General features: G+C 39.0%; 22 protein-coding genes. 4 read left to right on the plus strand and 18 right to left on the minus strand.

The genetic code is table 11. The features are described 5' to 3' along the window. Positions 1–48: 48 nt before the first annotated feature. The 5 genes from DTK66_RS01450 to DTK66_RS01470 all read right to left on the minus strand — a co-directional run bounded on the left by DTK66_RS01450 (position 49) and on the right by DTK66_RS01470 (position 7,178). Positions 49–951, minus strand: a complete 903-nt coding sequence (locus DTK66_RS01450) for an ROK family protein (protein ID WP_191667540.1) — start codon at positions 949–951, stop codon at positions 49–51. A 30-nt stretch (positions 952–981) separates the two neighbouring features. Beyond that, positions 982–2,334 (minus strand): branched-chain amino acid transport system II carrier protein, encoded by a 1,353-nt coding sequence (gene brnQ / locus DTK66_RS01455; protein WP_191667541.1) that lies wholly within the window; start codon positions 2,332–2,334, stop codon positions 982–984. A 127-nt stretch (positions 2,335–2,461) separates the two neighbouring features. Next, on the minus strand, positions 2,462–3,214 hold the full coding sequence (locus tag DTK66_RS01460; RefSeq protein ID WP_191667542.1) for an alpha/beta hydrolase: 753 nt from the start codon (positions 3,212–3,214) through the stop codon (positions 2,462–2,464). 43 nt (positions 3,215–3,257) lie between these two features. Beyond that, positions 3,258–4,607, minus strand: a complete 1,350-nt coding sequence (locus DTK66_RS01465) for an APC family permease (RefSeq protein ID WP_370649458.1) — start codon at positions 4,605–4,607, stop codon at positions 3,258–3,260. Between the two features lie 159 nt (positions 4,608–4,766). Then, the gene (locus tag DTK66_RS01470; protein ID WP_191667544.1) at positions 4,767–7,178 is read right to left on the minus strand and encodes a phosphoketolase family protein; all 2,412 of its coding nucleotides are present in this window, start codon (positions 7,176–7,178) and stop codon (positions 4,767–4,769) included. A 289-nt stretch (positions 7,179–7,467) separates the two neighbouring features. Between DTK66_RS01470 and DTK66_RS01475 the strand changes: the two genes are divergently transcribed. Next, entirely contained in the window at positions 7,468–8,589 is a 1,122-nt protein-coding gene (locus DTK66_RS01475) for an acyltransferase family protein (RefSeq protein WP_191667545.1), read from the plus strand. A gap of 35 nt (positions 8,590–8,624) precedes the next feature. On the opposite strand, the gene DTK66_RS01480 is transcribed toward DTK66_RS01475, so the two are convergent. Next, positions 8,625–9,356 carry a GntR family transcriptional regulator gene (locus tag DTK66_RS01480; RefSeq protein ID WP_191667546.1) on the minus strand — a complete coding sequence of 244 codons (732 nt, stop codon included), beginning with the start codon at positions 9,354–9,356 and terminating at the stop codon, positions 8,625–8,627. A gap of 126 nt (positions 9,357–9,482) precedes the next feature. Between DTK66_RS01480 and ybaK the strand changes: the two genes are divergently transcribed. Continuing rightward, complete coding sequence (ybaK, locus tag DTK66_RS01485; protein ID WP_191667547.1) at positions 9,483–9,989, plus strand: Cys-tRNA(Pro) deacylase; 507 nt, start codon at positions 9,483–9,485, stop codon at positions 9,987–9,989. 88 nt (positions 9,990–10,077) lie between these two features. Then, positions 10,078–11,514 carry a C69 family dipeptidase gene (locus tag DTK66_RS01490; RefSeq protein WP_191667548.1) on the plus strand — a complete coding sequence of 479 codons (1,437 nt, stop codon included), beginning with the start codon at positions 10,078–10,080 and terminating at the stop codon, positions 11,512–11,514. A gap of 191 nt (positions 11,515–11,705) precedes the next feature. Here the strand turns inward: DTK66_RS01490 and DTK66_RS01495 are convergent, their stop codons facing one another. The 3 genes from DTK66_RS01495 to DTK66_RS01505 are packed head-to-tail and all read right to left on the minus strand — an operon-like array spanning position 11,706 to position 15,713. Next, complete coding sequence (locus DTK66_RS01495; protein ID WP_153931201.1) at positions 11,706–13,538, minus strand: ABC transporter ATP-binding protein; 1,833 nt, start codon at positions 13,536–13,538, stop codon at positions 11,706–11,708. Continuing rightward, complete coding sequence (locus DTK66_RS01500; RefSeq protein WP_191667549.1) at positions 13,522–15,264, minus strand: ABC transporter ATP-binding protein; 1,743 nt, start codon at positions 15,262–15,264, stop codon at positions 13,522–13,524. Before DTK66_RS01500 ends, DTK66_RS01495 begins: the two co-directional genes overlap by 17 nt. Then, the gene (locus DTK66_RS01505) at positions 15,261–15,713 is read right to left on the minus strand and encodes a MarR family winged helix-turn-helix transcriptional regulator (RefSeq protein ID WP_191667550.1); all 453 of its coding nucleotides are present in this window, start codon (positions 15,711–15,713) and stop codon (positions 15,261–15,263) included. The genes DTK66_RS01500 and DTK66_RS01505 overlap by 4 nt, the downstream gene beginning before the upstream one ends. A 286-nt stretch (positions 15,714–15,999) precedes the next feature. On the opposite strand from DTK66_RS01505, the gene DTK66_RS01510 reads away from it, so the two are divergent. After that, positions 16,000–17,091 carry a D-2-hydroxyacid dehydrogenase gene (locus tag DTK66_RS01510; RefSeq protein WP_225208948.1) on the plus strand — a complete coding sequence of 364 codons (1,092 nt, stop codon included), beginning with the start codon at positions 16,000–16,002 and terminating at the stop codon, positions 17,089–17,091. Positions 17,092–17,216: 125 nt separating this feature from the next. Here the strand turns inward: DTK66_RS01510 and DTK66_RS01515 are convergent, their stop codons facing one another. From DTK66_RS01515 to hemB, 9 genes are all read right to left on the minus strand, one after another. Next, positions 17,217–17,756, minus strand: a complete 540-nt coding sequence (locus DTK66_RS01515; protein WP_153931199.1) for an ECF transporter S component — start codon at positions 17,754–17,756, stop codon at positions 17,217–17,219. A gap of 2 nt (positions 17,757–17,758) precedes the next feature. After that, positions 17,759–18,136, minus strand: coding sequence for a DUF4430 domain-containing protein (locus DTK66_RS01520; protein WP_191667551.1), 378 nt, complete (start codon positions 18,134–18,136; stop codon positions 17,759–17,761). Positions 18,137–18,432: 296 nt separating this feature from the next. After that, positions 18,433–19,488 carry a nicotinate-nucleotide--dimethylbenzimidazole phosphoribosyltransferase gene (gene cobT, locus DTK66_RS01525; protein ID WP_191667552.1) on the minus strand — a complete coding sequence of 352 codons (1,056 nt, stop codon included), beginning with the start codon at positions 19,486–19,488 and terminating at the stop codon, positions 18,433–18,435. A 1-nt stretch (position 19,489) separates the two neighbouring features. Beyond that, positions 19,490–20,200 carry a uroporphyrinogen-III synthase gene (locus DTK66_RS01530; RefSeq protein WP_191667553.1) on the minus strand — a complete coding sequence of 237 codons (711 nt, stop codon included), beginning with the start codon at positions 20,198–20,200 and terminating at the stop codon, positions 19,490–19,492. A 12-nt stretch (positions 20,201–20,212) separates the two neighbouring features. Further along, the gene (locus DTK66_RS01535) at positions 20,213–20,803 is read right to left on the minus strand and encodes a histidine phosphatase family protein (RefSeq protein WP_191667554.1); all 591 of its coding nucleotides are present in this window, start codon (positions 20,801–20,803) and stop codon (positions 20,213–20,215) included. Beyond that, positions 20,800–21,561, minus strand: a complete 762-nt coding sequence (locus DTK66_RS01540) for an adenosylcobinamide-GDP ribazoletransferase (protein WP_191667555.1) — start codon at positions 21,559–21,561, stop codon at positions 20,800–20,802. The genes DTK66_RS01535 and DTK66_RS01540 overlap by 4 nt, the downstream gene beginning before the upstream one ends. An 8-nt stretch (positions 21,562–21,569) precedes the next feature. Continuing rightward, the gene (locus tag DTK66_RS01545; protein WP_225208951.1) at positions 21,570–22,196 is read right to left on the minus strand and encodes a bifunctional adenosylcobinamide kinase/adenosylcobinamide-phosphate guanylyltransferase; all 627 of its coding nucleotides are present in this window, start codon (positions 22,194–22,196) and stop codon (positions 21,570–21,572) included. Between the two features lie 25 nt (positions 22,197–22,221). Continuing rightward, positions 22,222–23,556 carry a glutamate-1-semialdehyde 2,1-aminomutase gene (gene hemL / locus DTK66_RS01550; protein WP_191667556.1) on the minus strand — a complete coding sequence of 445 codons (1,335 nt, stop codon included), beginning with the start codon at positions 23,554–23,556 and terminating at the stop codon, positions 22,222–22,224. Further along, positions 23,537–24,508 (minus strand): porphobilinogen synthase, encoded by a 972-nt coding sequence (hemB, locus tag DTK66_RS01555; protein WP_191667557.1) that lies wholly within the window; start codon positions 24,506–24,508, stop codon positions 23,537–23,539. The genes hemL and hemB overlap by 20 nt, the downstream gene beginning before the upstream one ends. Positions 24,509–24,511: the final 3 nt, after the last annotated feature.

Here is a 24,511-nt window from a genome sequence, read left to right on the forward strand (position 1 = left end):
AATCGCAATTCTCGTGGTTTAACTTCCCATTAGAACTGCGATTTTTTATTATTCAATTGTTAGTAATAGTCCATATAATGCACCAAGTAAGTTTGCTTCATTGCCAAACTTGGCAGCCATAATCTCTGGCATCGTGACATCATCATGAAGGCGGTAGTCTCCTTCTTGCAAAAGACTAAACTGGTGCTTGATTTCCTCAACTAAAATCGGTTGAGCACTGATTCCTCCGCCAATAAGAACCCGTTCTAAATCAACAACTGTTTGCACATTTAAAATCAAAACAGCAATGCGGTGACAAAAACTTTCAAAAAGCGACCACGCGACTGGATTATGACGGTTTATTTCTTCAAAAACACGTCGTCCATCTGTCCTCTTTGTTAGGTCACACGTATCAGCAATCGTTTCGATCATCTTTACCGCCGAAGTTGTTGCACCCATCGTGGAATAATGAAGTTTAGGCGCATCATGGTCAATTATCATCGCACTGAGTTCACCCGCTTGAAAATGCGGACCATGAATCAAGTGGTCGTTAATTACGATTCCCCCACCAATGGAGGTACCTAAAGTAATCACAGCCCCATTATGGATGCCATCAAGGTTACCCAACCACATCTCAGCAAGGGTCGCACAATTAGCGTCATTGCCTACATAGACAGGACAATGAACGCGACTCTCTATATAAGCAGCAAGGTTAACGTGTCCCATAAAACCAAGTGCACCAGTAAATTCAACATTACCAACTGCAGGATTAACGATTCCTGGAACACTAATACAAACTGCAGTAATTTTATTCACTACTTCATTTATGACTCGAAATAATGATCCCAAAAATTCTTCTTTTTGCCGCGGGGTCGGCATATGCTTTTTCTTAAAGATATTACCAGAGTGATCAATTAACGCACTCTTTATCTCTGTCCCTCCAATATCGATACTTAAATATTGTCGTTGCATATTCCCACCTCATTTCATTCATCACTAATATTATACACGACTGCGGTGTAACGGGTACCAAATACAAACGCTGATAATTAGTCCAACAGTTGTAAAGACAAGCCAGCTAAACCCTAGTTGATACAGTGGGAAATATCGGTCCGCAAACCGAATTAATGATGTACTAACAGTTGTGTTACGAAGGGCAGGCGGAAATGCATTTACCATGTCGAAAAAGGCCGGAATCATTGTTATCCCCGTTGTGATTCGATAAATTAAAGTCGCGCCTTTAAATAGGGGTGAAAATATTCCCAATAAAATCAACACAATCGCCAATGGGTATAAAAACATCAAGATAGGTTTAGACCATGCAACAATCCGATCTAATCCCATATTAGCAACCAAGAAAGATAGTAAACAATTCCCTCGTAAAAAGGCCTTATAAGATATTTGCGGGAAACGGTAATGAAAATCTTGGGCAAATGCTACGACTAACCCCATTGCCGTCGTCATACAAGTAATCGTTGCTAGCGTTAAAAGCAGTACATTCCCAAAGTCCCCCATATAATAATGCGCTATTTGGTTAAGGGTCGTCCCCCCGTTAGCTGCAATCGTAAATTGATGCCGACTAGTGGTTCCTAAATAAATTAATCCAATATAGAGAACCCCAATTCCAAGGATTCCAATTAACCCGCCCTTTGTCGTTGCAAGCGAGACAGATTGCTGGCTCTTAAAACCCAATTGCCGTACAGCTGTAATAATTGTTACCCCAAAAACAAGGGCTGCCAAGGCGTCAACCGTATTATAGCCTTGAATAAAGCCATTACTAAAGGCATGCGCAACGTAATCGTTCGTCGGTTGCGGCGTAGTCGTGCTTCCCATCGGATGGATAAAGGCTAATAGAAAAATTGCAAAGAGCATAACTAAGAATATCGGATTTAAGATTTTTCCAATAATCTCAGTAATTTTTCCTTCTCGTACCGCAAAAAAATATACGATCAGAAAAAAAGCACCCGTATACGCTAACAACCCCCATCCTTGCAGCCCCCGACTTAAATAAGGCGCTATTCCAATGGTATAAGGAACGGTTGCCGTTCGTGGCGTTGCACATAGCGGTCCAATAATAATTTGTACTAAGACTAAGAAAATCAGGGCAAACTTTTTCCCATTTGGTAATGCTAACTCATATAGACCATTAGCGTGTGTGATACTAATAGCTAATAATGCAAATAATGGCAAAAAAACTCCAGATAAGAGGAAGCCACCTGTTGCTAAAAGCCATTGCCTTCCTGCCAATTGGCCTAAATGCACGGGAAAGATTAAATTCCCAGCCCCAAATAACATTCCAAAAATCAGCGACCCAATTACCAAGTAGGTTTTACACGCTGCTTTAATTGAGTTCATCGTTAATCACTCGCTCCTTTATTAAGTTTTCTCATTCAATCTGACGCTAAATTATACCATAGATAACAAAATAGCAGTGACTGAAAAAAAGTTTTTTCTCAGACTGCTATTTCATTAAATAATTCTTCTAGGCCTTATTCTTTAAGAAGCTAGCAACTAACTGGAGAATCTCATCCCGATGGGAACCGTTAAACATATGCCCCTCATCTGGAATTAAATGCAATTCACTATCAGGCATAATGACATTGTACTTTTCCGATGCGGCTGGTGAAACTACTTGGTCATTTTCACCGTGGATTAAAAGCGTCGGTCCACTATAATGCTGTGCCGTTTCATATATCGGCATTAACTGAGCAGTTCGGAAGTAGTCACCGCCAACTGTAAAGCCATTAACATCAACAGTTGAAGGGATGTGATTAGGATCATAATGGCTTCCCTGACAAACACCATGCAAAGCATCATCTTTTAATGTCGCAGCTGGTGCCAATAAAACTAACTTAGTAATTACATCGCGATAGTATCCGGCCAACATTGAGGCTACGACACCACCTTGCGAATGGCCAATTAAATAAATTTTCTTTGCTTGAATGACATTTCGAGCATAATCAATAATTTTCATTCCATCAAGGATTTCACTAAAAACGGTCATATCCTCAAATTTACCATCACTATTACCTGCCCCGGCAAAATCAAAACGTAGCGTTGGAATCCCCTGTTGGTTTAGATAATGTGATAAGGCGTAAAGAATTTTAGAATCATCATATCCTAGATTGCCCTTAAAGCCATGCATAAGAATTGCAATAGTTTCATTTTTGAGCTTTGCGGTTCCTTCAAGCAAGCCATAAAGTTTTAGTCCGTCACGGTTAATTACTATTTCCATCAAATCACCTCAGTACCTATTATAAAGATATTTTCGTGATTTGTTATTTTTGTTTTAATTTTTCCAATTCGGCATGATGACGAGCTTCATGTTTCTCGTCTTCTTTAATAAAGAAGTAAGAAACAGCAGCTAATACTGCTACAACAACACCAACAGCAATCGTTTTAATGGTAAAGTTTGTTACCATGTAACAAGAAATTAATAATGCTAAAGCAGGAATAATATATTTACCAGGTAATTTAAAGCCATGGTTGGGAAATTCTTCAGTGTGCTTAAACTTGATTACGGCCAAAATTGATGGGACATATTGAACAAATGAAGCAAGCACAATACAAGATACTAAGAATAGGTATGATTGTGTAACGAGGAGCAACGAAATAATAGCAGTAAAGATAATCGCAACCCATGGGGCATCATGAGAATTCTTTTTTCCAACCCACTTTGGCAACATTGCATGTTCACTTGCCAAAGACGCAATAAGAGATGGCGTATTGAAAGATGCTGTAAAGGCAACCCCAAAAATACTAATAAGCATTCCAGCAATAACTAAAATATATCCCCAACGACCGACACCATTGTAGAAGGCATTGGCAATTGGTGTACTATATTTAACCATGTTTGTCCCTAGAATACCGATGGCAACAAGCATCATTAAGGAGTAAAGAATAGTTACACTAATCATTACTGAAATTAAAACCCGGGGAATATTTTTCTCAGGATTATTCATCTGCTTTGCGGCAATTGGAATAAATGAGAAACCAGTAAACATATAGAATACAACGCTAAAAGCAGCCCCAAAGTGTTTAGCTAATGGCATCGCACCAGTCATTGCCGCATGCGGAATAACTGGCGAAAAGTTAGTCAAATGAATACAAAATGCCCCCACGGCAATAAAGACAATAATAGTAATCATCTTTGCAGCCGATGACAAATTATCAACAAGTTTTACAATCGTACGCCCAAAGAAATTAATAATTGAAAATAATAATATCAATCCAAAAACCGAAGCATAATATACCCAATGATTATTAAAAATTGGCAGAAAACTTTTAAGAGTCGTTAACAATGCAACAACTTCCGCCGAAAGCGTACAGCATCCGAGAAACCATGTAAAAATACCTAGTTCATAACCCCAAAATCGACCAAATGCATTATACGAATATAGCCATGCAGCCCCTGAGCCCGTAAACCGACTAGAAAGATCTGCATAACACAACGCTACCATACTAACTGTAATAGCAGCACAAAGCAAAACCAGAACACTTGCTAAATCCATATCTTTATAAATAACTTGTGGTAACAAGAAAGCTCCGGAACCAATAACACCATTAATGCCTAAAAAGTAGATTGAAATAAAAGATAACTTTTTGGGACTTGTTTGTATTTTACTGATGATCTTCACCCTCAATCCTTTATGACAAAAACAATACCTTCTATTTAAAGTTTATCCTTATATGAAAGAGTTTACAAATAATAAGAATAAAAAAAGAGACCAAGTTAACCTTGATCTCTTTAATATTTAATAAGTGTTTAATTAGCAACCAGTAGCTGATTACTTAAGACCCTTCCAAGTCCAGTTAGTAACTTCTGGTAAGTCCTTACCTTCTGAACGGATGTAGTGGTTGTGCTTAGTAATCATGTTGTCCATCTTAGCTACAAATGCAGCACTCTTTTGTTCGTAACCAGGTACGTTTTGGATAGCATCCTTAGCTAAGTGGAACCGGTCAAGTTCGTTTAATACACGCATATCGAATGGAGTGGTGATGTCACCATTTTCTTCGTATGAGTGGATGTGAACATTACGGTTTGCACGGTCGAAGAACAATGCTTGGATCATGTCACGGAATCCGTGCCATGCAAAGATAACTGGCTTGTCCGTAGTGAAATAACGGTTGAATTCTGCGTCAGTTAATCCTTCTGGGTTCTTGTCAGTCTTCATCAAACGCATAATTTCGATGATGTTGATGTAACGAATCTTCAATTCAGGGAAGTTGTCATGAAGAATGTCAATAGCAGCAAGAGCTTCTTCAGTAGGTTCAGTACCAGCTGATGCAAATACAACATCCGGTTCGCTACCTTGGTCAGTAGATGCCCAGTCAATGTAACCAAGACCATTGTCAACTAATTCAGTAGCTTCATCAATGGAGAACCATTGTGCACGAGGGTGCTTTGAAGTTACGAAGAGGTTGATACATTCTTGGTTACGGAATGCCTTGTTTGATACAGCCATTAATGAGTTAGTATCAGCAGGTAAGTATTCCTTAACGAGGTCTGGACGTTCCTTTTCAAATAAGTGAGTCAATAGACCTGGATCTTGGTGAGTGTAACCGTTGTGATCTTGTTGGAATACAGTTGAAGTATCAACAAAGTTCAATGCTGGGTATTGGTGACGCCAGTAAAGATCCTTAGCCTTACGTAACCACTTCATGTGTTGAGTAAGCATTGAATCAACAACACGACCAAATGCTTCGTAAGTTGCAAAGAATCCGTGACGACCAGTTAATGTGTAACCTTCAAGGAATCCTTCAGCTTGGTGTTCTGAAAGTTGTGAATCGATCATCCGACCTTGTGGAGCAACATTTTCATCGTTTGGTTCGTGAACGCTTTCCATCCATTGACGCTTTTGGTTGTCAAGGAATGCGTAAAGACGGTTTGACTTAGATTCGTCAGGACCGAATCCACGGAAGTTAGTTGGGTTCAATTCAGCCATCTTGCTGAGGTACTTACCCCATTCAAGCATGTCTTGCTTTACAACAGAACCTGGAGTTTGAATGTCAACGGCAAAGTCACGGTAATTTGGTAATACAAGTGGCTTAGGATCGATACCACCGTTAGTGATAGGATTCATAGCCATACGACGGTTACCTTCTGGTGTGTTTTCTTCAACAAGAGCAACCGGGTGACCGTTTTCGTCGAATAATTCTTCTGGCTTGTATGACTTCATCCAATCAACAAGTAAGTCCTTGTGTTCCATGTCATCTTGTGATACCGGAATAGGAATTTGGTGAGCACGGAATGAGTTTTCGATTGGGTTACCATCAAGATCCTTAGTAGGACCAGTCCAACCCTTAGGTGCACGGAAGATGATTAATGGCCATTGTGGTAATGAATCATCGTTGTTTTCACGAGCGTTCTTTTGGATAGCCTTGATTTCTTCAACAACCTTATCCATAGTCTTAGCCATTTGTTCGTGAACTTCCATGTGTGGCTTGTAGCCATCAAATTCACCATCACGGTCAGCTTCCTTGTAAGCTGATACAAAGTATGGCTTCCAACCCATACCTTCGAAGTACTTAGTAAGTTCTTCGTCGCTCATCCGTGAAAGGATAGTAGGGTTAGAAATCTTAAATCCGTTAACTTGGATGATTGGTAATACCGCACCATCCTTGATTGGGTTGATGAACTTGTCTGAGAACCATGATGCCATTAATGGACCAGTTTCAGCTTCACCATCACCAATTTCAACAGCGGCGATAACATCTGGGTTATCTAAGATAGCACCTACACCGTGTGAAAGTGAGTAACCAAGTTCCCCACCTTCGTGGATTGAACCTGGAGTTTCAGGTGCGGCGTGAGATGCAGTACCGCCTGGGAATGAGAAGTGCTTGAATAACTTAGCCATTCCCTTAGTGTCTTGTGTGTATTCAGGATAAATTTCAGTGTATGAACCATCCAAGTATGAGTTGTTAACCATAACTTGGCCACCGTGACCTGAACCTTCGATGTAGAACATGTCAAGGTCGTACTTCTTAATAACACGGTTTAAGTGTGCGTAAATGAAGTTTTGAGGAACAATAGTACCCCAGTGACCAATTGGCTTAGGCTTAACGTCTTCAGCCTTTAATGGTTGACGTAATAATGGGTCACCCATTAAGAACAATGTACCAACTGAAAGGTAGTTAGCTGCACGCCAGTAAGCATCAACACTTTCCAAGTACTTCTTGGAATCGTAATCTACTGCCATTCTAATAAACACTCCTTCTATATAAATCAATACGTCCTGTGCTTTCTAACAACATAACGTAAATCATTAAATTTACAATGTTAATGATAAACTGTTTTTTCAAAAAGTCAACCTTTTTACAAATTGATACGGTCCAATTACAAAAAATTAATCTTCTTAAGCTGTTCTTTAACTTTCTCATATCTACCAAGACTGCAAATTCCTGCTTATTTACTGCTTCCTATCTCCCTCTAATAATAACGATGTATACTTAAAAAAGTTAAAATTTTTTTGCGAAAAGAGGAATATTTTGCAACAATCTAATAATTTAGCAGGGGCTGATATTGGAGATTTTGAAAAGATGATGGCAGTATTTGCCGTTATTATTCAATCCGTTATCAGTTTTGTAATGAACACGAATCCATCAATTAGTCAGCAATTTTTCTTTGGCGGAATTTATGAAACGGTCAAATTCAGTGCCCCTGCTTTTATCTTCGGCATTCTTTATTCAACCACGCGGACGCATCCTCAGGCAAGCATCCTAGAATACCCTCACTTTATCCATAATCGCTGGCATATTTTATTTATCCCCACTATTTGGTGGACATTTATTTATCTATTATTTCTCCCGCAACTGCAGCAGCATTATCATTACCATAATTGGCAAGGGTTCTGTTGGCAGTTTATTAACGGCAATGCTGCCCCGCACTTGTGGTATAACACCATGATGCTCCAATTCATTATTTTAATGCCCCTCTTTTGGTGGCTAGCACGGTTAGTTGCCCATCATCCTCACAGGGCTATTAGTATATTTTGCGGAACATTACTCTTAGAAGGTGTTTGGTTTTATAGCTATGACTTGCAAATATTTCATGGTCCATTAAAAGAACAATTTTATTATTTTGACCGTCTATTTATTAGTTTCTTAATCTATGCAGTCGCTGGAACTTTACTATGGCAATTTCGATCCCAATTAGCACCATTTTTAATGCGTCACTGGCTAATGCAAGTTATTCTTTGGCTAATCCTCTTTTATATTGTTACAATCAACTTTTTTAGTTACGGATTACCGGTCAAGCTTACCAACGCCCCGTATTACCTGCCCTCAATGATTTTCTATAATCTAGCTACCATCAGCCTTATCGCTACCTTGATGCTTAACTTTCAAAAAAAACGTAATCAATGGTTACCACTTATTCACTGGGTTGCACTCTACGCCTATCGTGCTTACCTCAGTCATGTTTTTTGGCTCTACTGGTGTTGGCAATTATTGAACCATTTAAGACTGCACCTTTCGCTCGCAATCATTTTCCCTTCTCTTGTATTATTGACAATTATCCTTTCTTTCTTATCAGCATATGGATTTCATTTGCTGTGGACCATGATTAAAGACCAGACAAATCTGCTAATTGGTGCAACAAAACAAAAATAAAAGCGCCATTAATCCATGGTCACTTTTATTGCCAACTAGCTTTCTTGATCTAAACTAACAAAGGTACTATATTTCATATACTTATAGTGAATCCGCATATTCGATACTTCAAACGGGGTTCCATCATCTAAGAAAAAGATTCCTTCAATCGTTCCAACTGGCTCAGTTGCTGTTAATTTTAGCAACTCTTGGTCTTCTGCAGTTGAAGGAGACACACCGATTGTCATAAATGATTTTGTCACTCTTTTTCCCATCATATCTTCTAAATAATTAAAAATGGAGCCATTTACTACTTCTGGTGATAAGGTCGGGGTAATTTTAATTGGGATAAAGCCAGTTTCAATCATAAAGGGCTGGTCATCAATTAGTCGTAACCGTTTAATCTGATAAACAAAATCATTATCACTGAGGAACAATTCTTCTTGAACCTCTTTATTTGCTGGGACAACCTGGTAATTTAGCAGTTTAATACTTTGCTTCTTGCCATCAAGTTGAAAACTGTCAGTAACCCCCAAATTACTACCTTCATAGTGAAATAACGATTGGTTTTTTAAGTAGAGCGGGTTAATAAAAGTTCCAGCACCGCGTTTTTTAAAGATAATCCCTTGCTGCGCGAGGACCCCTAATGCCCGTTTAATTGAACTGCGGCTCACCTGATAAATATCACTTAAGCTTCGTTCATCAGGGAGGCGCATCTTGGGATATTTATTATCCAAAATTTTTTGTTTTATATCACGCATTACTGAGCGATATACTAAATCTGCCATCTAATTAACTCCTCGGATTTAACTAATTCGAATTTTAAGATACACTTTAAGTATAGCAGACCTATTTAAAATTGGGATCTTTTTATAAAAGATTGGTGCGTCCCAGATGATTTTAGGAGGAAAATCATGAGTAAAAAGAATAAAAAAAGCAAAATGAAAAAAACACAAGTTGAACAAATTCTTGATAAAAACAAGGTTCCCTATGAACAGGCTGAGTTTCCAACTCACCAGGACGGTGATGTCCGGACAATGAGCGTTGACCATACCGGCGTAGATGAGCACGTCATTTATAAGACACTCGTTCTCTCTGGAAATGTTACCGGACCATTGGTAGGCGTAATCCCTGTCGATACCCACCTTGATGAAAAGAAATTGGCAAAAGTTTCTGGAAATAAAAAAGTAAACATGGTTCCGTTAAAAGATTTACTAAAAACAACTGGTTATGTTCACGGCGCCAACACGCCAGTTGGTATTTTCGAAAAGTTTCAATACCCAATTTTTATCGATAATGAGGCAAAAGAACAGGGCGAAATTTATGTGTCATCAGGCAAAGTCGGGCGATCAGTTAAGTTAAACGCCAAGGATTTAGCTAACTTAGTCCATGCAACTTTTGCCGATTTGGAGCAAAAGTAATTTCTTAGTAATTGACCCACCTAGTATTGAAGACTAAACTTATTATTATAGTTTAATATTAAAGGTTATATAGAAAGGTCCTGACAAAATGAAGAAGAATCTATCCGCCTGTACTACCGTCTTAGTCGGACGCAATGCCACTATCGATGGTTCGACGATGGCTGCTCGTAATGACGATACATTTGGTCCGTTAACACCCCAACGTTTCGTTACTTACCCGGCATATCACAACCATCCTAATCAGGTAAAGGCATACCTTAACAAGTGTGTTGTTGACCGCCCGGCTGACGGTTACCGTTATCAAGGAACGCCAAACGTCGATTATCGAACCGAGGGGGTCTTTGACGAAAGCGGATTTAATGAAAAAAATGTTGGAATGAGCGCTACCGAAAGTGTTTACGCCAATGAACGGGTCTTAGCCTGTGATCCCCTTAACACTGAGACTGGAATTAACGAAGACCTTGTTGTCGCTGCCACCCTGCCATTTATCGATAGTGCTCGGGATGGCGTTGCCTATCTCGGTAAATTAATTGCTAAATATGGCTCTGCTGAAGGTAACGGAATCATTTTCAGCGATAAAAACGATGTCTGGTATATGGAAATTGTGACAGGTCATCACTGGGTCGCTCAACGAATTCCTGATGATGCTTACGCTGTAACTGGGAACCGTGTTGCCATTCAACAAGTTGACTTCAATGATTCCGATAACTTTATGTGGTCTGACGGTATTCAGGAATTCGTTGCTAAAAATCACTTGAACCCCGATAAATATGGATGGGACTTCCGCCACATCTTTGGAACTGCTGATATTTTTGACCAGCATTACAATACACCGCGGCAATGGTATGGTCATAAAGTTTTAAATCCAAGCGTTGACTTTGATCCCTTAGATTTTGATATCCCATTTATCATGCAAACTAACCATCGGATTACCCTTGAAGATGTTGAAAAGATTCTTAGCAGTCACTACCAAGGTACACCATACGATCCGTTGGGCCATGAAGGAACCGACCAAGAAAAACAATTATTCCGGCCAATTTCCTTAAACCGGACACAAAATTCACATATTCTCCAAGTCCGAAATGACTTACCAGCAGCTGCTTCAACCATTATGTGGATGAGTTTTGGGGTTCCAACCTTTACGCCATATGTCCCATTCTTTGGTAATGCCGAAGATATCGATGTCAGCTATCGGGAAACACCAGAGAAGCTCAATATGGATCTTAAGAGTGCTTACTGGATGTACCGAGCACTTTCAATGATTGTTGAATCACACCACGCTGAGTTCTCCAAAGAAGACCTGGACTACCTAAAGGATGCCCGTGAATACCTTTACCGCTGGGTTAATCAGGTTGCCCCGCAAGTAGAAGGAATGTCCGCTTCTGAAGTTAATGATTTTCTAAGCGCAAAGACCCATGAAATGGTCGCCGAGATGGCTAAACGTACGAAGAATCTAATGGCAGAACTTGTTATGCATGGTCTTGAACTTTCTAAATTGACCTTTAAAATTGACAAAAACCTATAACTAAATTTTTTAAATTAAAGGAATCGTGATGATGACGCAATTCATTACGGTTCCTTTTTTTCTACCATATGTTGTATCATCTCCGAAATAAAGTGTATACCCATTTAAAAAGACCGCCAGTATTCGCAAAATGTGAACGCTAACGGCTTTTTTAGTTGAATTAATTTGTTATGACGGGATCATGAGGTGCTTTAATTGCTTCCTGCAAATTGACTATTATAAAGCGCTGCATAGAAGCCCTTTTGATTCATTAATGATTCATGATTACCAGTTTCAATAATTTTTCCATGATTAACAACAACAATCTGGTCGGCCTTACGAATAGTCGATAACCGGTGTGCCACAACAAAACTTGTTCGTTCTTGTTGTAACGCATTCATCGCTTCCTGAATCAATACCTCTGTTCGCGTATCAACAGAACTTGTTGCCTCATCTAAAATCAGGATTTCAGGGTCCGCTAAAAATGCCCGCGCAATCGTTAATAATTGACGCTGCCCTTGAGAGATATTAGATGCCGATTCATCTAAGACTGTCTGATATCCATCCGGCAATTCACGAATAAAGGCATCCGCCCGGGCCATCTTAGCAGCGTGATAAACCTCTTCAGCAGTTGCTTTTTCATTGCCATATTTGATATTTTCAAAAATTGTTCCCGTGAATAACCACGTATCTTGGAGAACAATTGCAATATGTTTTCGCAGGGCCTCCCGAGTCATTGAGCGGGTATCCTTACCATCCAAGTAAATATGACCACCTTGCGGATCATAAAAACGTTCCAGTAAGTTGATAATTGTGGTCTTCCCAGCTCCCGTTGGTCCAACAATTGCCACCATCGTATCCCGAGGAGCTTTAAGGTTAAAGTCTTGAATAAGCGGTTCGTCTGTATAACTAAACTTAATATCCTTAAATTCAACTTTGGGAGTATCGTTGCTAGTCAATGCCGGCACATCTTTAATTTCTGTATCCATCTCTGGCTCATCCAATACTGCAAAAATCCGTTCAGCAGAAGCAACTGTTTGCTGAATTGTGTTACTAAGGTTTGCAATTTGCGCAATTGGTTGTGAAAATTGGTTTGTATATTGCAAAAATGCTTGCACATTACCAAGAGTGATTTGCCCATGGATTACTTGAATTGCTCCTACAACAGCAACCACCAAGTAGCCGACATTACGGATAAACACCATCATTGGCATCATCAGACTAGAAAAGAATTGAGCTTTCCATGCTGACTGGTAATAACGATGATTGCGCTTATTAAATTCCGCTTCTTCATCCTGTTCTTTATTGAAGGTCCGGACAATTGTATGGGCTGCATAAGTTTCTTCTACCTGATCATTAATCTTACCAAGTGCTGCCTGTTGCCGACCAAATAAGCGTTGCGAAGTCGGTGCAACAAAAGCGACTACTAAAATACTTAAAGGAATCGTGATTAAGGCAATAATCGTCAGTTTCCAACTAATTGTCAGCATTAAGATTAAAACCCCAACCAACGTTAATCCACTAGTAATAATTTGAATAAGACTTTGCTGTAGGGTTCCGGCGATATTATCCATATCATTAACCATGCGGCTCATAATATCCCCATTATTATGCGTATCATAATACTTAATTGGCACCCGCCGCATCTTTTCTTCAAAATCTTGCCGCAAGTTATAAACTACTCGTTGCGATACTCTGGTCATAATTTGAAGCTGGAGGAAACTAAATAATCCTGAAAAAAGGTACAACAGAATAACTGTAATCCCAATTTGCCAAATACGGCTAAAATCGATTGGTAAAGTCGTTAAATGCGTACCAGCCTTTATCTCAGCATACCCTTTTAGCATTCCGTTATAAATAATAGTAGTAGCTTCCCCAAGAATTTTAGGAGCTAAAATTGAAAGGATAACCGAGACAATCGCTAAAATAATCGAAACGATTACCCCGCCACGCCATGGTCGCAAGTAAGCAATTAAACGTTTGGTCGTTGGCCAGAAATGTTGGGCTTGCTCTGGTACTCGTGGTCCTCTACGCACGTTCAACATCTCCTTTCTCCACTTGGGAGTTAATTATTTGCTGATATGTTTTATTATTAGCTTTTAATTCCTGGTGCGTTCCTTGACCGACCACTCGCCCTTCATCTAAGACAATAATTTGATCTGCATCCACCACGGTTGATATTCGTTGCGCTACAATCACTGTTACTGCTTGCTGAATTTGGGGGTCTTTGGCTAAAGCAGCCCGCAATTTAGCATCAGTTTCAAAGTCAAGGGCTGAGAACGAATCATCAAATATATAAATCGAAGCAGGCTTAATAATTGTCCGTGCAATTGCTAGTCTCTGCCGTTGTCCACCAGAAAAATTACTCCCGTTTTGTTCAACAACAGCATCTAATCCTCCTGCTTCGCGAACAAAATCAGCTGCTTGAGCGATCTCAAGGGCATGCCACATCTGATCATCACTCGCCTTATCATAGCCAAATCGCAAGTTAGAGCGAATTGTTCCACTAAAGAGGACCGCTTGCTGTTGGGTTATCGATATTACTTCATGTAGATCATGCTGGCTGAGCTTTTTGACCGGAACCCCGTCTACCATGATCTCACCACGCTCAACATCAAATAAACGTGGAATCAAATTAACCAATGCTGACTTACCAGCACCAGTTCCACCAATAATTGCCAATGTTTGTCCCGCTGTTACTTTAAAATTCAAGTTTTTTAGTGCCAGACGCTCAGCTCCGTTAAAACGAAAATCAACATTTTTAAATACAAGGGATGCTGGCTCACCTGCATTGATCTTTTTCTGGTCAGTTTCAGGAGCGTTATGAATACTAATCGGTTGGTCTAAAACCGCATTGACACGAGCAGCCGATGCAGAAGCCCGGGGAACAAAAACAAAAATCATCGAAAGCATCATAAAACTAATCATAATTTGAGTAGCATAGGTCATAAAGGCAATCAAATCACCAACTTGCATACTCATATCGGCAACCAAATGTCCACCAAGCAGAATAATAGCAACATTTGTCATCCCCAGGATTAGGGTTACAACAGGGAAAAGAGTTGAAACAATCGTGAAGGCTTTAATACCTGTGTGCGTATAGTCTTCATTGGCCTCCTTGAAACGCGCCTGCTCACGGTCATCTTGACGAAATGCCCGAATTACTCGCACTCCAGTTAGGCCTTCGCGAAAGATTAGGTTAATTCGATCAGTCTTCTTCTGAATACTTTTAAAGAGCGGCACTGCAAAATACATGACTGCCATCACAATTACCGCTAAAACGGGCAAACTAATGAAGAAAATTTTTGTCAATTGTGGCTCGCGTGTATACGCTAAAACGCACGCTGCCACTAGCATTACAGGTGATTGCAACATCATTCGTAACATTTGGACCATCACGTTTTGAATTTGCACAATATCATTAGTTGAACGAGTAATTAAAGAAGAGTCACCAAATTCATCCATTTCCTGATTAGAGAAGCGTAAAACTTTGTGATAAATTTGACTTCTTAATTTCTCACCGACCTTCATTGACTGGGTAGCTGCAAAATAAACGTTAAGTCCTGCTGCAACTAAACCGATAGCCGCAACAATCAACATTTTGATGCCCCTATTCCAAATTACTCCCATATCCTTTTGGACAATTCCTTGATTGACCAAATCGGCAGTTACAGTTGGTAAGTACAAGTCACATGAAACCTGAATCAGTAAGAAGAAAACTGCCCCGAGGGTTGCCCAGACGGCTAAATTTTTTCGTGCTATTCGGATCACTTTTTTCCCATCTCCTTTTGCTTAATATATTCATTAAATCGGCCCCGCAATATTTTTAGCGTTGAAATAAATTGTTCAATCTCCGCTTCGGATAATGGTGCCGTCATAAACTCTTGAAACTCTCTGTGGTACTGTTCATTCCTTGCTAATTGCTTTTTGCCTTCATGACTTAGTTTCACATATATTAGCCGCCGATCACGTTGATCACGCTTCCGAATAATCAAATGGTCAGTCTCCATCTTTTCTAATATTTGTGTTAATGATCCCGGTTTTATTTTGGCAAATTTAGCAAGCTGATTTTGATAAATATAGTCATGCTTTGCCAACAAACATAAAATTTTACCGCGCCCGATAAACGTGCTATGTGCCTGGTGCGCTTGCACAGTCTTTTGGTGAAGCTCACTAGAAAATGAAAATAGTTCTTTTATCAGTTCATCGTGACCTGTCATTATTGTTCATCCCCTTCGCACAGATCGTTTGGTACCTAACTTTATCTATATTACTCAGTTTAGATAAAATTGCAAATGGATAAAAAGGCAATAATTTGTTAAGAATAATTAATAACTTTTCCATATAGCTTGTGGTCTAACCAACGATACTAATTGTTATTAAGTAAACGTTTATTACTATTTGACAGCGTTTACCTAGTTATTTAATATAATATAGAATGTAGATGTAGTTTATTTATTTACGCAAAGAGTCACGTCTCCTTGCAGAGAAACGAGGTTATGTATTATGGCTGAAATGGACGTTAATCCAGAATTAGTTAAGAAAATCGTTAAACAAGTATTGTCTCAATCTGCTAACACTAATCCTTCTAATGGCGCAAAAAAGATTTTTGCTTTTAGTATTCGAAAAGATGAAGAACCTTATGTTAAAGAATGGGCTGAAAGTCATCCCGATGTAGAAGTAGAATATACTAGTGAATTATTAACTCCAGCAACTGCAAAAAAGGCTAAAGGGGCCGATGGGGTCGTTGTCTACCAGCAACTCGATTACACTGCTGATACCCTTCAAGCACTTGCTGATGAAGGAATTACTAAGATGTCTTTACGAAATGTCGGGGTTGATAACATCGACATGGCTAAGGCAAAAGAACTTGGTTTTGAAATTACTAACGTTCCGGTATACTCACCAAACGCCATCGCAGAACACGCTGCAATCCAAACTGCCCGTATTTTACGCCAAACTAAAGTCCTAGACGAAAAGATTGCTAATGGTGATCTTCGGTGGGCACCTACAATTGGGCGCGAAGTTCGTGATCAAACTGTCGGAGTGATTGGAACTGGTCATATCGGTCGTGTTTACATGCAAATAATGGAAGGTTTCGGGGCAAAAGTAATTGCATACGATCCATTTGAAAATCCAGAGTTGAAGAAACAAGGATATTATGTTGACAGTCTTGATGACCTTTATGCTCAAGCTGATGTAATTTCCCTGCATGTACCAGCAACTAAAGAAAACTTCCATATGATCAATCGTGACTCAATTGCCAAGATGAAAGACAATGTTGTTATCGTTAACTGCTCCCGTGGGGCATTGGTTGATACTGACGCAGTCATCGCAGGTCTTGATAGCGGTAAAATCTTTGGCTTTGTAATGGATACTTATGAGGATGAAGTTGGAATCTTTAACGAAGACTGGCGCGGAAAAGAATTCCCAGACAAGCGGTTGAAGGATTTAATCGATCGTTCAAATGTATTAGTTACACCACATACTGCTTTCTACACTACCCACGCCGTTCGCAATATGGTAATTAAAGCTTTTGATAATAATTGCAAGTTAATTAATGGCAAAGAGGCTGATACCCCTGTAAAGGTTGGTTAATTTTTCACCAGCTTAAAGCCGTTATATTTGGAAGCGACTAATTATTTAGGCAATCTAAAAACCACCTAACTAGTAATTTTAGAATTACTAACTAGGTGGTTTTCGTAATTTAAAGTTTTTAATAATTATGATTGTTGTAAATAATGCTTAAATGCAACAGTTAACGGCTTATATAAAATAAAGTAGCAACCAAAATTACCAATTGCATGATAGAAGTCGAATAGTAACCCACTCAGCCAATATGCCAAGAAAGCTGCCCAGCCACCATAAATCGACATTCCTAGACTAACTACAAATCCATATTCAAAGCCTAAGAAAGTAGCTAAAATTAATTGCAACGTAAAATGTTTCTTTAATGGGGTTATCTTAGCTAGGCCTGCTACCGTAATCACACAAACCGCATATGCCAAAATTTGCGGAACCGTCCAGATTCCAAAACCCAGTAATAAGTTTGATAAAATCATAATCATCATCGCTAACGATATTCCAAAACCTATTCCTAACATTAATGTTGCAATCATAATCATATCGGTTACTGGCTGAACATTAGGGATTGGGATAATCTTGAATACTCGCAAAACCGTCCCTAACGCCGCAAGCATTGCAATCAATGTCATTCGCTTTACTTGATTATGTTTGCTTATAACCTGCGTACGCGATTTCATTTTTATTCCGCCTTATCTAAGGTAAATTGGACTTTATCATTATTTTTCAAGGTTTGCTGGTTAGCCAATTTATTAACAGACTTACCATTTACAGTATAAGTCCAATAGATACCCTTTTTTTGATTTTCCTTTTTACCATCAATTGAAGTAATAAATCCCTTTGCTTCTTTAACTTTCCAATTCTTCTTTAAGCCAACGATTACCTTGTCGTTTTTCTTCAAGGTAGTCTTTTTAGTATCAACAGTCTTTTTCCCTTCTTTTATCGTGTACGTAACCTTAATTGTATCGTTACTTTTCTCGTTCTTATTTGTATATCCTGTTAAGACAAAAAATGCCAAAAACATAACCAATAAGTTTCCGAGCACTTTAGCTTTTTTCATAAAGTATTTTCCTCCTATATCAACCATCAATGAAAGCGTTATAATTATCACATTTTAAAATTACAATTACTTTCACTGTAGTTCAATACTTTCCGATAAATCTGACAAATAAATATTCTTTTTTCATATAATCAGTTAAAAAAGATAACTTTATCCATTTTTAATTTAAATAAACATTAGAAAAGACGAAATAATATAATAAAAGCAATAATATTTGACAATCGTTTAACGTAATATTCTCATTCAAAAATCACAAAAAGATTATTTTGTTGTACTAGCACTTTATTGCTATCGACTTATGGGATAAAGTTGAAGTTCATTTCTTGCAAAGTATTCATATTAGTTAAGATGGCTTTTACTCCATCAAGCCATGGTAAAAGTAACATTGCGCCGCTTCCCTCACCAACACACATATTAATGTCAATATATGGATTAAGTTCTAAAGCATCAAGCACAATTTTTGATCCCTGTTCCTTCGACCTATGCGTTGGAATCATATAATTTGTTAATCCTGGTTGAATTGTATTAGCTAAAAGGGCAGCGGAATATGATAAAAAGCCATCAAGGAGCACCGGCTTGTGCCTAGCCCCGGCAGCAAGCATCGCCCCTGCCATTGCTCCTAGCTCCAAGGCACCTACTTCACTTAATACCTTTAGCGGATCTTGATTACCTTCTTTGTTATCCAATCCTGCTCTTTGGAGACTAGCATTAACAACTTCAATCTTATGTGCCAACCGCTTATCGGATATATTAGATCCTCGACCAACTACCTGTTGACCGCTCTTACCTAAAAGTGCAGCAATAATTGCTGAAGCTGCTGTCGTATTTCCCATCCCTAGTTCACCAGTTGCAATTACTTGATTCCCCTCATCAAAAGCTTGCATCCCCATGTCAAAGCCATATTGCAACGCTTCTTCGGCCTCACTAATTGTCATTGCTGGTTCTTTTAACATATCACCAGTCTCATAGCGAATTTTGTGAACCTTCACTAAGGGAGAATGTAAGTCAGCTTTGATGCCCACATCATACACTTGAAGTGCGCAGTCAAACGCCTTAGCCAATACGGCAACCGTTGTATGATTATTCATCATATTGACTGCTTGAATTGCCGTAATTTTTTGGGGACTTGCTGAGACGCCTTCATGAACTACCCCGTTATCAGCAGCAAAAACTAAACACTTTCGCGGGCGAAGATCAAAGGCAGTCGTTCGGTAAATTCCTGCTAAATGGTCTGCTAACTCTTCTAAACGTCCCAGCCCTTTTACCGGCTTTGCTAAATTATCTATTTTATCCTGCATTGCTTGCATGCTGACTTTATCTAAGGGCAACAGCTGTATCTCGTTATATTTCATTTTAATGTTCCCTCTCATAGTGCCATAAGTTATTTAATACATTTTCTAGGACCCTTTCTTTGCTATCAGGTAAGATCACTTTAAGTCCTTTTTGTTGTATATAGCTACCCGTACTTGCTCCAAGAACATAGTAGTTAATTCTACGATATTCATTACTGTCGACCCTTGTCATCACCTCATACATCCGGTCAAAATTAGAGCTGCTAGTCACTAACGCACTGGTTATTCGTTGCTTTAAGAAAATTTTAAGAGCTTTCCCCTCATGGACTTGATCCCAAGTATTTGTGTAGATCACGATTTTTTGTCCGTAATAATCAGAATAATATTTTGCCGCCTTATCACCAATAAGCCAGCAAACATCAGTAACTTGATCATTTTTTAAGTCAGCCACTAAGGCGGTGCGGTTTTCTGCCCTTGCGATACGAATGGGATTTTTAACCTTTTCTGTCAAGACGTCCTTTATTTTCGCGCTTAAGACATAGATTGGCGCAGTTGGATTCAGTTTCCGCAAATACTTACCAAAGACTTGTGCTCCAAAAATACTGGTTATTGCTAACGCTTTGCTTTCTTGAAGTTTTTGCTGGTCTGTTGCTGTTAATTTAACTGCTTTTAAAACCCGAAACGGAAAATAAATTACATCATCTTTTTGTTCTAACTTCATCCGCCAATAAACCGGGATTTTATTTTTCGGATAAGTAATTAAAATTGCCATAAATCAGCCCTCCTATATATTAAGCTGCCAATTCTGAACGAGCCCATTTTTGATAGTCAAAGTACTATAACAAGCCGCCTTAAAATCCAGTGAATAGAAATCAGCCGTTGAATCGACAAGTTCTTGATAAATTAACCTGATTGTTCCCAAATGGGCCACACAAAACACAACATCATTTTCCATCGTATGGCCAAGTAACCATTGCAGACCGTAATGGACACGTTCCTTAAAATCACTAAATGCTTCAACTGTCGGTGGCGTATACGATAAAGGTGCCGCTAACCACTTCTTCCATTCAGCCGGATAACGTACTGCAATCTCGTCAGCATCTAATCCTTCCCAATTACCAAATCCTTTTTCAGCTAAATCCGGTAAAGTAACTGTCGGAATCGCAGGACGAAGCCTTTTAAGTGGCTGTAACGTTTGCCCGGTCCTTTTAAGATTTGTTTGGACAAATAACGTTGGGTGTAATTTATTTACTTTTGTCGCCAAAAGTTTTGCCTGCGTTTGTCCTTGTTCATCAAGACTAACATCGGTCGTTCCATAAAATTTTTTTAATCGGTTAAATTCGGTCTCTCCATGCCGAGCTAATATTAGTTTCATCTTCCTAACCTCATTAAAATAGTAAGAGTAAATAAGAATATCAGTGGTGATAGACTAGCAAATGCTCCTAAAGTATCACCTGGTGTTCCGCCTAAAATCCTTGTCACCTTTCGCCGATAAAAAATTGCTATTAGCGGGATCATGGCATAACTAACTAACCCTTGCCACGAAAAACAAATTGTAATCACAATAATTGAAAATATTTGCGCAACGACAATTCGCCAGGGCTTTATTCCAAGCCAGATGTTAGAAAGGCCCTTTTTATTTCCCGGATAAACCATTTTATAAAATAATAGTGACAATCCTGTTTTGGTTAGCATCGTTAAACAAACTGTCAATAAAACCATGTGAAACAAATTTAAGAACGGAATGATAATAACCCCTAAGCCTATTACTAAAAGGTAGTAATAAAGCAACGCCAAACTTCCCATTGTTCCAAGGCGACTATCTTTCATAATGGCAAAAATCTTGTCAGTAGTTCGTGATGAAAAGAAACCATCGGCAGTATCAGCTAAAGCATCTAAATGAAAACCACCCGTTAATAAGCCATCAGTAACCCAATAGAGCAGCCACGCAAACCATAATGGAAAAATATAGGTAAATCCCCAGAAAATTAATCCTTCAATCCAACCTAGTAAAAAACTAAAAAGAGTAATATATTGAATACTTGTCTTAAATTTATTAGTTGCATCGTTAATCGGAATCGGGATATTTAATTTTGTAAAAAACTGGCCAAATAAAATTAATGCATCAATCATCACGTCACCTACTTCAATTTTTGTGGAATACCACTGACTACGAAATAAACATCATCTGCAGCCTTAGCAATTAGCTGATTAACTTCACCATATAGGTCACGTAAAATACGTGTTTGTTTTGTAGCTGGCACTATTCCTAGCCCAACTTCATCACTGACAATCACCATTGATTGCTTATTATCCTTGCAAGCAGTTAAGATTCGTTGCCAATTATCAAGAATTTTTGTCCGAATCACTGCCAATTCTTGCATTGATGCTGCTTCTAAATATTCATCAATCTTATCAGGCGTTGTTTTTGCCAAGACTAAGTCATAAAAAAGATTAGTAACTAGCATAATGGCATCATCTAATAAGTACCCGTCTTGTTGATGCTCATTAATAAGCTTATCAATATGTTGATATTGTTCGTGAGTTAGCCATTTATCTGAACGCCGGGCTTGGTGACGCTTAATTCGTAGCTGCATTTCACCGTCTGGATTTTTTACGACTCCTGTTGCAATGTAGCATACCCGCTCATCTCTTGAGTATAAACGTTCCGCAAACTCAGATTTACCGCTTTTCGCGCCACCCAACACGAAAGTTAAACCACTATTCCCCATTTTTTCACTCTTTTCAAAAAAGGCCGTGACAATCATTGCCACAGCCTTTTAAATATTTTATTTACTTGGTTGCCGCATTAAATGCTGCATCAAATGCTGCAATTGTCTTTTCAATGTCCTCATCTGTGTGCTTGGTTGAGATAAAGTTAGTCTCAAATTGCGATGGTGCAACATATACACCATGTGCTAATAATTCCCAGAAGCACTTCTTAAACAATTCTTGGTCACAGGCCTTAACATCATCAAAATTATTAATCGGGTTGCTGTTATAGAAATAACTCCACATTGTTCCGACATGATGAACCGTCATTGGGATACCATATTTATCAGCAGCTTTTTTAATTCCATCAGTTAAAGCCGCTACCCTTTTATCCATCTCAAGGTAATCAGCTGGTGATAATTGCTCTAGGGTACTAATTCCACCAGTCATTGCCAATGGATTACCTGATAGTGTTCCAGCATGATAAATATCTCCTGCTGGTGTAATTTTTTCCATAATTTCGTGACGACCACCAAATGCACCAACCGGTAGGCCTCCACCGATTACTTTACCAAGGGTCGTTAAATCGGGTGTAATATCAACAAGACTTTGAACACCATGGTAAGCTGCTCGGAAACCCGACATAACTTCATCAAAAATCAAAAGCGCCCCATGGTCAGAGGTAACTTCACGCAACGTTTGCAAAAATTCTTGCGTTCCAGGAATTACCCCCATGTTTCCTGCAACCGGTTCAACAATCGCGCAGGCAATTTCGTCACCATGTTCTGCAAAAAGCTTCTTTACTCCCGCAACATCATTATATGCAACCGTAAGAGTATCATAAGCTAAATCGTCAGGAACACCAGGAGAAGTATTAATTCCAAATGTTGCTAATCCAGATCCTGCGTCAACAAGCAATGAGTCACTGTGTCCATGATAGTTACCAATAAATTTAACAATCTTCTTGCGGTGCGTATATCCTCTAGCAAGTCGAATTGCACTCATTGTTGCTTCTGTTCCTGATGAGACCATTCGAATCATTTCAATTGATGGCATAATCTTATTAACGATTTTGGCCAGTTCAGTCTCTTGTATGGTTGGTGCCCCATAGCTTGTTCCTTTTGCAGCCGCCTTAGTTAATTCAACAACCACATGATCATCTGCATGCCCTAAAATTAGCGGTCCCCAAGAAAGAACATAATCAATGTACTTATTGCCATCAATATCATAAATGTATTCATCTTTGCCATGGTCGATAAACAAAGGATCTCCACCAACATTTTTAAATGCTCGAACAGGACTATTTACCCCGCCTGGCATATACTTTTGGGCTTCCTTAAAAGCAGCCTTTGATTTTGTTGTATTTAATTTAGTCAAAATAAACCCACCTAACAAATTAAAGCTTTTTGGCAACATCTTTAGCAAAGTAAGTAATAATCAAGTCGGCACCTGCCCGCTTCATCCCTACTAAACTTTCATAAACAATTTGATCTTCATTAATCCACCCCTTAGCCGCAGCAGCTTTGACCATCGCATATTCACCAGAAACATTATATGCAACAAGCGGTAATAGGGTGTGGTCACGAACTTCACGCATAACATCCAAGAAGGCCATTGCTGGCTTAACCATTACAAAGTCGGCGCCTTCTTTTTCATCACTGGCAACTTCCCGTAATGCTTCTAAGCGGTTTGCCGGATCCATTTGATAAGTTTTGCGATCTTTAGGGCCTTCCTTAGGTGACCCATCAGCTGCATCACGGAAAGGTCCGTAGAATGATGAAGCATACTTCACTGCATAAGACATAATTGGTGTATTCTTAAAACCTGCGTCATCAAGGCCCTGCCGAATAGCTGCTACATACCCGTCCATTGCGTTTGATGGAGCGATAATATCAGCTCCTGCAGCTACTTGACTAACCGCTGTGCGAGTAAGATATTCTAATGATTCATCATTTAAGACAACACCATCCTTGAGAATTCCACAATGTCCAGTACTCGTGTATTCGCATAAGCATGTATCAGCAATAATGATTAATTCTGGATAGTTCTTTTTGATTAATCGAATTGCTTGTTGAACAATCCCATTGTCTTCCCAAGCTCCTGTTCCGACTTCATCTTTCTTTTCGGGAACACCAAAAATAATAATTGACTTAATACCAAGTTCAACTATTTCTTTAATTTCATCAAGGATTGAATCTAAACTGTAACGATAAATCCCTGGCATCGATGAAATTTCTTCCCGACCATTAATTGTTGCATCAACAAATACCGGCATAATTAAATCATCCTTATTCAGGTGATTCTCCCGTACTAAATCACGCATTGCAGCGCTTGTCCGTAAACGACGATGACGATCAAATTGCAACATGAT

The sequence above is a fragment of the Limosilactobacillus walteri genome (assembly GCF_014830205.1).
Lineage (GTDB): Bacteria > Bacillota > Bacilli > Lactobacillales > Lactobacillaceae > Limosilactobacillus > Limosilactobacillus walteri.